Source organism: Bacillus sp. JJ864 (assembly GCF_036963045.1).
GTDB classification, from domain to species: domain Bacteria; phylum Bacillota; class Bacilli; order Bacillales; family Bacillaceae_G; genus Bacillus_A; species Bacillus_A pseudomycoides_C.
Genome location: NZ_JBALLY010000017.1, coordinates 1 through 9,056 on the forward strand (window position 1 = coordinate 1; position 9,056 = coordinate 9,056).

12 protein-coding genes are annotated in these 9,056 nt (G+C 34.9%); 6 read left to right on the top strand and 6 right to left on the bottom strand.

All coding sequences use genetic code 11. The features are described from left to right. The first annotated feature begins 294 nt into the window (after positions 1–294). Together V7024_RS03590 and V7024_RS03595 are read left to right on the top strand one after the other, a co-directional pair. Positions 295–549 carry a DUF3911 family protein gene (locus V7024_RS03590; protein ID WP_098915513.1) on the top strand — a complete coding sequence of 85 codons (255 nt, stop codon included), beginning with the start codon at positions 295–297 and terminating at the stop codon, positions 547–549. Positions 550–646: 97 nt separating this feature from the next. Continuing rightward, a complete protein-coding gene (locus V7024_RS03595) occupies positions 647–889 on the top strand; it encodes a YkuS family protein (RefSeq protein ID WP_335515784.1) in 243 nt (80 codons plus the stop codon). A gap of 456 nt (positions 890–1,345) precedes the next feature. Here V7024_RS03595 and V7024_RS03600 read toward each other — a convergent pair whose 3' ends face one another. Together V7024_RS03600 and ytfJ are read right to left on the bottom strand one after the other, a co-directional pair. After that, a complete protein-coding gene (locus V7024_RS03600; RefSeq protein ID WP_020063024.1) occupies positions 1,346–1,435 on the bottom strand; it encodes a hypothetical protein in 90 nt (29 codons plus the stop codon). A gap of 127 nt (positions 1,436–1,562) precedes the next feature. After that, positions 1,563–1,934: a GerW family sporulation protein gene (gene ytfJ / locus V7024_RS03605; RefSeq protein WP_335515811.1), complete on the bottom strand. Its 372-nt coding sequence runs from the start codon at positions 1,932–1,934 to the stop codon at positions 1,563–1,565. A 215-nt stretch (positions 1,935–2,149) separates the two neighbouring features. Between ytfJ and V7024_RS03610 the strand changes: the two genes are divergently transcribed. Then, complete coding sequence (locus V7024_RS03610) at positions 2,150–2,512, top strand: imidazole glycerol phosphate synthase (protein WP_335515787.1); 363 nt, start codon at positions 2,150–2,152, stop codon at positions 2,510–2,512. Positions 2,513–2,547: 35 nt separating this feature from the next. Here the strand turns inward: V7024_RS03610 and V7024_RS03615 are convergent, their stop codons facing one another. From V7024_RS03615 to V7024_RS03625, 3 genes are all read right to left on the bottom strand, one after another. Then, the gene (locus V7024_RS03615) at positions 2,548–3,891 is read right to left on the bottom strand and encodes a TrkH family potassium uptake protein (protein WP_335515790.1); all 1,344 of its coding nucleotides are present in this window, start codon (positions 3,889–3,891) and stop codon (positions 2,548–2,550) included. Between the two features lie 595 nt (positions 3,892–4,486). Further along, the gene (locus V7024_RS03620; protein ID WP_335515793.1) at positions 4,487–4,642 is read right to left on the bottom strand and encodes an imidazoleglycerol-phosphate dehydratase; all 156 of its coding nucleotides are present in this window, start codon (positions 4,640–4,642) and stop codon (positions 4,487–4,489) included. 142 nt (positions 4,643–4,784) lie between these two features. Continuing rightward, positions 4,785–5,204, bottom strand: coding sequence for a MarR family winged helix-turn-helix transcriptional regulator (locus tag V7024_RS03625; protein WP_335515797.1), 420 nt, complete (start codon positions 5,202–5,204; stop codon positions 4,785–4,787). Positions 5,205–5,580: 376 nt separating this feature from the next. On the opposite strand from V7024_RS03625, the gene V7024_RS03630 reads away from it, so the two are divergent. Beyond that, positions 5,581–6,021, top strand: coding sequence for a YrvL family regulatory protein (locus V7024_RS03630; RefSeq protein WP_335515800.1), 441 nt, complete (start codon positions 5,581–5,583; stop codon positions 6,019–6,021). A 64-nt stretch (positions 6,022–6,085) separates the two neighbouring features. Next, on the top strand, positions 6,086–6,640 hold the full coding sequence (locus V7024_RS03635) for a thioredoxin family protein (RefSeq protein WP_335515803.1): 555 nt from the start codon (positions 6,086–6,088) through the stop codon (positions 6,638–6,640). A gap of 26 nt (positions 6,641–6,666) precedes the next feature. Here the strand turns inward: V7024_RS03635 and bacA are convergent, their stop codons facing one another. After that, positions 6,667–7,458 carry an undecaprenyl-diphosphate phosphatase gene (gene bacA, locus V7024_RS03640; protein WP_020061857.1) on the bottom strand — a complete coding sequence of 264 codons (792 nt, stop codon included), beginning with the start codon at positions 7,456–7,458 and terminating at the stop codon, positions 6,667–6,669. A gap of 182 nt (positions 7,459–7,640) precedes the next feature. Here bacA and V7024_RS03645 point away from each other — a divergent pair, with 182 nt between their 5' ends. Next, positions 7,641–8,999: an MATE family efflux transporter gene (locus tag V7024_RS03645; protein WP_335515807.1), complete on the top strand. Its 1,359-nt coding sequence runs from the start codon at positions 7,641–7,643 to the stop codon at positions 8,997–8,999. Positions 9,000–9,056 lie beyond the last annotated feature (57 nt).

Here is a 9,056-nt window from a genome sequence, read left to right on the forward strand (position 1 = left end):
CCCCATTATATATTGATATATCAACATTGTTAACGTTTACAAAATGTCAAAAAATATTTTTCGACATTTTTCTCACAAAAAATCATTTGTTTAAGAGAAGGATTTTTGTCTAAAAATGCGAATGTATTGTATTCAATAAACGGACGTCCTATCTGTTTTTAGGAAAAATAGTAGTAATAAAGAGAGGTGAAAAAATTAAAAATAAAATTTGAGGATAACACTCATATTTTTCCCTTATTACTCATAATCCTATTTTCAAAAATCATTTTGACAAATTTGAGGAGGCTAAATCATATGGCATGTTTACAAATTAAAGGAACAAGACAAGAGGTAATGGAAATGCTTCAGTTATTTGATTTAATGAATACAAAAGGGCTGTGTAAATTAGAGGATTATGTAGAATTACTTCCAGATGTAGAGCAAAATAAAACGACACAAAATCCGATGTATATTGCTTCTGTTGATGTACAATCAAATGATTATACGATGCAAGATGTGCAAAATGATCGTTTTGTATGCGATATGTTAACAGGAGTTTATAACGACTAGTTTACTTTTCCTCTGCCACACATGTGAACTCTTCTGCTAATTAGTGAATATTCTTCCGAAAAAGGAACATATTACTAGATGGCAGGAGGTGAATAACATGGCGAAAATTGGTGTAGAAAATTCTTTAACAAACGTACAACAAGCCTTGCAGCAAAAGGGACATGACGTAGTCTCATTACAATCTGAAAGTGATGTACAAGGATGTGACTGCTGCGTTATAAGCGGTCAAGATTCTAACGTAATGGGGATTAGTAATGCTGTGATAAAGGGATCTGTTATTGACGCAAGAGGATTAACAACCGAAGAAATTTGTCAACAAGTCGAAAGCAGAATTCAATAAAGTGAAACTTTAATGAATAAGGGATCCTATAGAAAGCTTCACTTTGCGATCCCATCACATGCTCGAAGATGGGGACTTCTTTCGGAAATACATTAAAAGAAGGCTACCATTTATTAAAAAGTAGCCTTCTTTTCTATATTTAACTAACGGGAAAGTAACATATACTGGATGAAAGCCCTACCTCTCTCTCATCATTACGGCTCCAACGACCGCTCCTGATACACTAGTATGTGTATACAGTTTACAAATACAATCCATCATTTACGTAATCACTAAAGTTGTTGGCGTTATCGCCCGATCTTTAGCAATCCAGTGATTTATATAAGCAAAAAATAACCAATATATACTAGCTGTAACCGAGACACGAAAATAAATTATAACACCATTAAAACAACAATGTCAACAATTTCTTCAATTTCTTCAAAATAAAAACAGGCTAACATATGAGCCTGTTTGCTAAAATTGCGCTTTTTCCTTTAGTACGTACACAACAAATCCGCTCACTAACATACATAAACCGACAACAAAATTTTTAATGTTAATCATTGATACCTCTCCCTTAGTCTTTCATAAATCATCATTCTCTATATATTATCATTTACCTTATATTCATATCATTTTTAAGCACACTTCATCTACTATATCATAATTCCCTTAAAATACAAGTATCCTATTACAGCTTATTTACCAATTTCTGCAGAGCACCCGGCACTGTTTCCAATGCTTTTTCTACAAGATGTGTACCACTATGTAAGTGCATTACTTGGATCCCATTTGCCCCAACTACTAAAAATGCAACAGGATTAATGGAAACCCCAGCACCACTTCCACCTCCAAATGGATGTAAGCTCTGTGCCTCTGTTTTTTGTTCATTTACATTAAAATCACTTCCACCTGCGCCAAAACCAAAGGCAACTTTTGAAACAGTTAAAATAATACTGCCATCTGCTGTTGATACCGGCTTACCGACAATCGTATTCACATCAACCATTTCTTTTAAATTTGTCATTGCTGTTTTCATTAAGTTTTCAATTGGATGTTGCATCATAGAAAGCACCTCTTTTTCCTTTCAATTCCTTTTTATCGTTTCCAAAAATGATAAAGACATACCAATTTTTACAACTTAATAATTTTTGAAAGTAAATCTTTCTTGCAGAACATTCTTCTCCAAAAAGTTACGTGAGCTAAAAGTACGGCTTACGGTTTGCGAACAATAGGATAAAAAAACAGAAATAGCTCATACTAAACATGAAGCTCTTTATGAAAGGAGATATCACATTGACTGATAAACATGAAGAACGTTATAGAGAAAACGAAGATCATTTCGAAGAAGAATATGCAGCTGAAATTGCACCGAACGGTGTGCCTTACAAAGACAGAGAAGACGTAAAAACAAAAGCCGGAGGAGCAACAGCTGGCTTTATCGCACTCGCTCTTGCAGTTTTATCTTTATTTACTTTCCCAACACTCTTTGGACTTCTTTCTGTCCTACTTGGCATCTATGCTTTTAGCCGCGGGGCTACTGTTACAGGTGGAATTGCTGCAATCGTTGGTGGCTTAGCAGCAATTGTCGCATTAATATTCCGAGCGGCTCTTATCGGCTTATTCTTTTCTCTTTTTTAAACACAATAAAAGGTATCTTGCTTATGCAAGATACCTTATCCTGTAAATACATCCTCAGATGGATAGCGAATTTTTTGTTTTGCTGGCCGCGCAAGTGAAAATACAAGTGTTAGCGGTCCAATTAATCCGCAAAACATAACAAACATAATCACACATTTTCCAAATGCTGATAATTTAGCCGTAATCCCCATTGTTAATCCAACTGTTCCAAATGCTGAAATTGTTTCAAATAAGACTTCTATAAAACTAAAATTTTCAGTAAGCATTAGTATAAATACTGCCACAAAAATTAAAAATTGACTGGCAATGACAATCGCCAATGCTCTCGTCACTGTCGATATTTTTATCGTACGACGAAATAAAACCAAGTCTTCTTTTTTCTTGAAAAATGAAAGCACAGATGTAATTAAAATAACAAAAGTGGTGAGCTTAATACCGCCTCCAGTCGAAACGCTTCCTGCTCCAATAAACATGAGCACCATCGTAAAGAATAGCGTTGACTCTCCCATACTTCCGTAATCAATTGTATTAAATCCAGCTGTACGTGGTGTAATTGCTTGGAAGAACGATGCCCACAACTTCTCACCAAATGATAAAGAACCTAATGTTTTTGCGTTATTATACTCTAATACAAATATGATAAGCATTGAAGCTGCAATTAACACAATCGTACCAATAATCATGATTTTTGAATGAAGCACTAGTTTTCGAAAACTGCGGCTATACCATATATCAATGAGTACGGTAAAACCTAAACCGCCTGTTACAATTAACGAACAAATACCAATATTAATAATAGGATCGCCAACATATCTCGTTAAATTATCTGGCCATAATGCAAATCCAGCATTATTATAAGCAGCCACGACATGGAACAAGCTGTAATATAGTCCTTTCCCAAGTCCAAATTCAGGAACTAAGCGAATAGATAAAAATACAACACCTACTAATTCAATACAAATCGAGAAGAAAAACACACGTTTCACTAATTTTACAAGCCCGCCGATGTTCGTTTGGTTTAACGCCTCTCCAATAAGAAGGCGATGACGCAGCCCTATCTTTTTACCTAACACCCAAACTATTAAAATAGCTATTGTCATTAAACCTAAACCACCAGTTTGTATAAGAAACATAATGACAACTTGTCCAAATATGGTAAATGTACTATTCACATCTACTACACCTAAGCCAGTTACAGTCGCAGCAGACGTCGCTGTAAAAAAAGCATCTACCCAGCTAATAGACGTTTTTGTTGAAATTGGTAATTTTAACAATATTCCCCCAACGATAATCAAAGCAAAAAAGCCAATTGCTAAAATTTGTGGTGGACTTAATCGTATAAAACGATCATTTAAGTCTCGTTTTTCTATCATTTTCATAGCACTAACTCCCTTAATCCGTCCTCCAAAATATGTAACATAGTTGAGCATAATCTTTTTTCTTATGAATTTCAACTTTTATTTCCAATTGAACTACCCCCACCTACCGTTTCACGCTTGAGGTGAAGGTCTTCTCGCCAGATATGATAAAAAAATAGAAAATTCCTAATTCCTTCACTCCAAGTTCACATTGAATTCACATCAGTCTTTTATAGTATAACTATCGAAGCTGTTCCTCCCTAATAATGAGACATCCCCAATGTCTCGAACAGCTTTCTGTCCCTAACTTAAATTGACATAAATTGTCCCCCTTCCTATGCCATCTTGTAATAAAGATGGCTTTTTTTTATCTCACTACTTATATTCACTTCTCGTATATATCCATTTTAAATTTCCAACCAGTAAGTCCCTGTTATGCAGCATACAACATGACCTGCTCTCGCTTTCTCCATTTTTTTTAAACATCGCATGTGGCAGGAAAAGGCCCTGACCGTTTCTATGCATGGCCAGACGCTTTCGCCCACCTCAAAAGAAAGAGGGTTTTCTGTCGATTTTTTAATTTGTATTTATATAAAAAAGAAGAAGTGAATATACTTCACTCCTTCCTTGATTTGCTTCCTTTTTTCGAACGATATTCTTTTCCTTTGTTATCATCACCCGTATTAAACTCCGCACCCAATTCCTGTTGATATTGGCCGGCTTTAGGTGCTCCTTGATTCCCGCTCCCTTTACTACCATTACGATTCGTCATACAACTTCCTTCCCTTCTTTATCATAATATTGTTAGTATGCTTCGTTTCATTCAAAATACACATGAAAAGCCTTCGCTTGATCGCGAAGGCTTTAACATAACAAAACGGTTCCCTAATGCAAAATACATAAAATGATTTATATTAAATTAATTTTTGTGATATAGCAATCATAACTGTCATTTCTTCTTCAGATAATGTAGAAAATCGTTCTTTCAAATACAACTTGTTCTGTTTTTCCATCTCAGCTACTAACTCTTTTCCTTTATCAATAATCTCCAAATACACAACGCGGCGATCTGATGTACTACGTGAACGCGTTACGAGTCCTTTTTTTATTAATTTTTCTGCAACAGCCGTAATATGACTATTCGATACATTCAATTCATTCGCAACACGAGAAACCATTTCCTTTTGGTTTCGATTTAAAATACGTAACACGAGAAATTCATTCCACGGAATATAATCCTCAAAAATTTTGTTCATATCATTACGGATTGTACGAAACATAGCAAAAAAATTTGTCGACAAATTCTCGATGAGCAACTCGCGATTGTTAACCATTTTATACAGCACCCCTATGTATTTAATATAGTTAAATAAAAACATTATGAACTATATTAACGTACTTTTTTCATTTTGTCATCCATTTTATTTGGAAATTCATGTATCTTTTCTTTCTTGTATGGAAATAGATGATAAAGGTTGCTTTTAAAAATTGCTGTACACTTGATCAGCGCGAAACCAGGGTGCCTAGAAGCACCCTGGTTTCATTTTATTCCAGGTAATTAAACAGTACCCTTAACCTACTTTATGTAAAGTTTCCGAAATTGAAGGATGTCCCCACCGATTATAGTTTCACTACCTATACTCCATTTTCCTAAAAAATGTTACAATATACAAAAAGTTATTTTTTTCCAAAACAAGTAGGGGGGATTATATGAAAGAACAAGACGATCGATTTTCAGATTTAAATATAAAAGAAAAAACACTTGTAATTAGTAGTATTTCCCTACTCATTTTTCTCGCATTGGCTTTTATATTTTTTGTTTCTGTTGGTGTATTTCATCTTACTGGGGTCGAATATACATCTCGAACAACTCTTCTTCTCTTTTTTGTATTAAGCCTTATTTTAGACATATTTAGTAGTTTTGGAATTGGTTTGTGTAAAATATTTTTTAACGCTCCGTTAAACCAAATGCCTAAATGGCTCTCATTTCTCCTTCTTGCTATTTTACAAATTTCCTTTGATTGGATTACGATTCATATTACAGATGAATGGATTGATGGGGTTACCATTTCTAACATAGGTGAATTGTTAATTGTCCTAACCTTTTTCACAATTGATAAACTATGGATTACCGATAAAAAGAAAAAGTAATTTCACAAGCTTTCCACAAAAAAACTTGATACAATATGAGAAAATATAGAAAGAGGTGTCATACATGACATTACGTCAATGGTTTGAAAAAGGTATGTCTTTTGATACATATGTAAATAACATGGCAGTTAATCAATACGAATTACTACACATTTACAATAACTTCTTAATTCCTAATGAACTTCTTCCAATTTTAGAAACACGCCAAAATGACAACTTAAAGGTTATTGTTTTAACCGCAGATTGGTGCGGCGATGCCCTTCTTTGCGTACCAATTATGAAACGCATTTGCGAAGTTGCTGGCATCCAGATGAGCTTACTCATTCGTGATGATAATTTAGAGTTGATGGATCAATATTTAACAAATGGTACAGCACGTGCAATTCCAATTTTTATTTTTACCGATCAAGATGGGAATGAAAAAGCAGTATGGGGACCTCGAGCACCAAAAATACAAGAGTTGGTTACCTCTATGCGTGCAACACTTCCTAATAAGGAAGATCCAGGGTTCGAAGAAAAACAGCAAAACATGTATGCAAAATTCCGTAAAACATTAGCTTCTGACACAGCAATTTGGGAACACGTAATGAAAAATATAATAGAAAGAATAGCAAAATAAAAAACTGCCCAATGGCAGTTTTTTCATTATAAAACAAAGAAATAAAACACCGCAGCAAGAATGAAACGGTAATATGCAAATGGTGTTAATTTCACACGAGATAATAATTTTAAGAATGAAACAATCGCTAACATCGCAACTACAAAGGCAGTAATAAATCCGCTCGCAAATAATGGAAGATCTGCTGCACTTAATTCATTCCAACTCTTAATTAAGTCAAGACCTGTTGCTGCAACCATCATCGGTACTGCAAGAATAAATGTATATTCAGCAGCCGCTGTATGAGATACACGAGCTAATAACCCACCACTAATCGTAGATCCAGAACGTGAAAATCCTGGCCATAGCGCTAAACATTGAAACATTCCAATTGTGAATGCTTGTTTATAAGTAATCTCGTCCAATGTTTTTGCTGTGCTTGGTTTTGAAAACTTCTCAGCAATAATCATTAAAATACCACCAGCAACTAGACTAATAACAACCGGTCCTGTCCCGAATAAAATCTCTTTGATTTTGCTATGAAATAAAAAACCAAGTAAACCAGCTGGAATCATTCCGATAATAATATGTAATAAGTTTAAAGATGGCCCTTGCTTTACTCGTCCAATTCCAACTAATGACCATAATCGTTTCCAAAATACAACAACAACTGCTAAAATGGACCCTAATTGTACAACAACTTCAAATGTTTTTGCCTTATCTCCTTCAAACCCAATTAAATGCCCTGTTAAAATCATATGTCCTGTTGATGATACAGGTAAAAACTCCGTCAATCCTTCAACAGCACCCATGATTAATCCAATTAACCAATCAGCCACACTCGTGCCTCCTTAATACCTTTTAATGCTTTATTCACACTTTATCATAATACCTCATCTTTACAAAACACGCATTGTTTTTTTCAAATTCATTCTAAATACATAGGTACGTATTACTTTTCTAAATCCTTATTCAATAGTATGATTAAAGCGGTTTGTTTGTATATTAGAAAGGAGTATATATGAAGGAAACTACATCGATTTCACAAAAAATAAAACAATTTGTCTTATTATTTTTCCCTATATTTGTTACCCAGATATCATTATTTTCCATGAGTTTTTTCGATACTACGATGTCAGGCCATGCGAGTGCTACGGATTTAGCTGGCGTTGCAATTGGAACAAGTATATGGATTCCAATTAGTACAGGATTAACGGGTATTTTAATGGCAACCACTCCGATTGTCGCTCATCTTATCGGTTCCAAACAAAAAGAAAAAGTCTCTCACGTTGTGACACAAGCTGTATATTTAGCGATTTTTGTCAGCTTTATCGTTATGCTAATTGGTTTTTTTGCAGTTTCACCTATTTTACACGCCATGCATTTGGAGCAACAAGTAGCTCAGATTGCTAGTCAATTTTTAAGCATTATCGCATTTGGTATCATTCCACTGTTTGTTTATACAGTCCTCCGCGGTTTTATTGACGCCTTAGGAAAAACACGGACTACAATGATTATCACTTTACTATCTTTACCGATTAATATTGTGTTGAACTATGTACTCATTTTTGGTCATTTCGGTTTTCCTAAACTCGGAGGAGTCGGAGCTGCGATTGCCTCAACAACCACATACTGGTGTATTTTGCTGATCACAATTATCATTATTCGTACGAAAGAACCGTTCTCCTCATATGGTGTCTTTCGATGGCTTTATCGTCCCTCCCTATCTAGTTGGAAGGAATTGTTAAAACTCGGGATACCTATTGGATTTGCAATCTTTTTTGAAACAAGCATTTTTGCCGCTGTTACGTTATTAATGAGTAATTATAATACAACAACCATCGCCGCTCACCAGTCTGCAATAAATTTCGCGTCTCTTTTATATATGACACCACTCAGCTTATCTATGGCAATAACAATTTCTGTTGGATTCGAAGTCGGTGCATCTCGGTATAAAGATGCTAAGCACTATAGCTTTATAGGGATTGGCTTGGCACTAGCTTTTGCATTTGTTTATTCGCTCTTACTATTTGTATTTGATGAAAATATCGCTTCTATTTATACAAATGATCCTGTTGTACACGACTTAACGAAACAATTTCTAGTATTTGCGATTTTGTTCCAATTTTCTGACGCCGTTGCTACACCAGTACAAGGAGCACTTCGTGGCTATAAAGATGTAAATGTCGCTCTTATTATGACGCTCATCGCCTATTGGGTCATAGGTCTGCCGCTTGGTTATATCCTTGCAACCTATACACCTTTAGCCGCAAAAGGGTATTGGATTGGACTTATTTTAGGATTGGCTTTCGGAGCAATCTTTTTACTCGCTCGTCTATTACAAGTACAGAAAAAATATATTGTAGTCAAAAGCCGCTAAATAGCGGCTTTTGACATTTTAAAAATACAAAAAGAACAATTCTCTACTTTTTGCATA

Excerpts from the sequence above, each read along its gene's own strand:
- V7024_RS03625 (WP_335515797.1), bottom strand. The coding sequence starts at position 5,204 with ATGGTTAACAATCGCGAGTTGCTCATCGAGAATTTGTCGACAAATTTT.
- V7024_RS03590 (WP_098915513.1), top strand. The coding sequence starts at position 295 with ATGGCATGTTTACAAATTAAAGGAACAAGACAAGAGGTAATGGAAATG.
- V7024_RS03620 (WP_335515793.1), bottom strand. The coding sequence starts at position 4,642 with ATGACGAATCGTAATGGTAGTAAAGGGAGCGGGAATCAAGGAGCACCT.
- V7024_RS03630 (WP_335515800.1), top strand. The coding sequence starts at position 5,581 with ATGAAAGAACAAGACGATCGATTTTCAGATTTAAATATAAAAGAAAAA.
- ytfJ (WP_335515811.1), bottom strand. The coding sequence starts at position 1,934 with ATGCAACATCCAATTGAAAACTTAATGAAAACAGCAATGACAAATTTA.
- V7024_RS03595 (WP_335515784.1), top strand. The coding sequence starts at position 647 with ATGGCGAAAATTGGTGTAGAAAATTCTTTAACAAACGTACAACAAGCC.
- V7024_RS03615 (WP_335515790.1), bottom strand. The coding sequence starts at position 3,891 with ATGAAAATGATAGAAAAACGAGACTTAAATGATCGTTTTATACGATTA.
- V7024_RS03645 (WP_335515807.1), top strand. The coding sequence starts at position 7,641 with ATGAAGGAAACTACATCGATTTCACAAAAAATAAAACAATTTGTCTTA.
- V7024_RS03600 (WP_020063024.1), bottom strand. The coding sequence starts at position 1,435 with ATGATTAACATTAAAAATTTTGTTGTCGGTTTATGTATGTTAGTGAGC.
- V7024_RS03635 (WP_335515803.1), top strand. The coding sequence starts at position 6,086 with ATGACATTACGTCAATGGTTTGAAAAAGGTATGTCTTTTGATACATAT.
- V7024_RS03610 (WP_335515787.1), top strand. The coding sequence starts at position 2,150 with ATGAAAGGAGATATCACATTGACTGATAAACATGAAGAACGTTATAGA.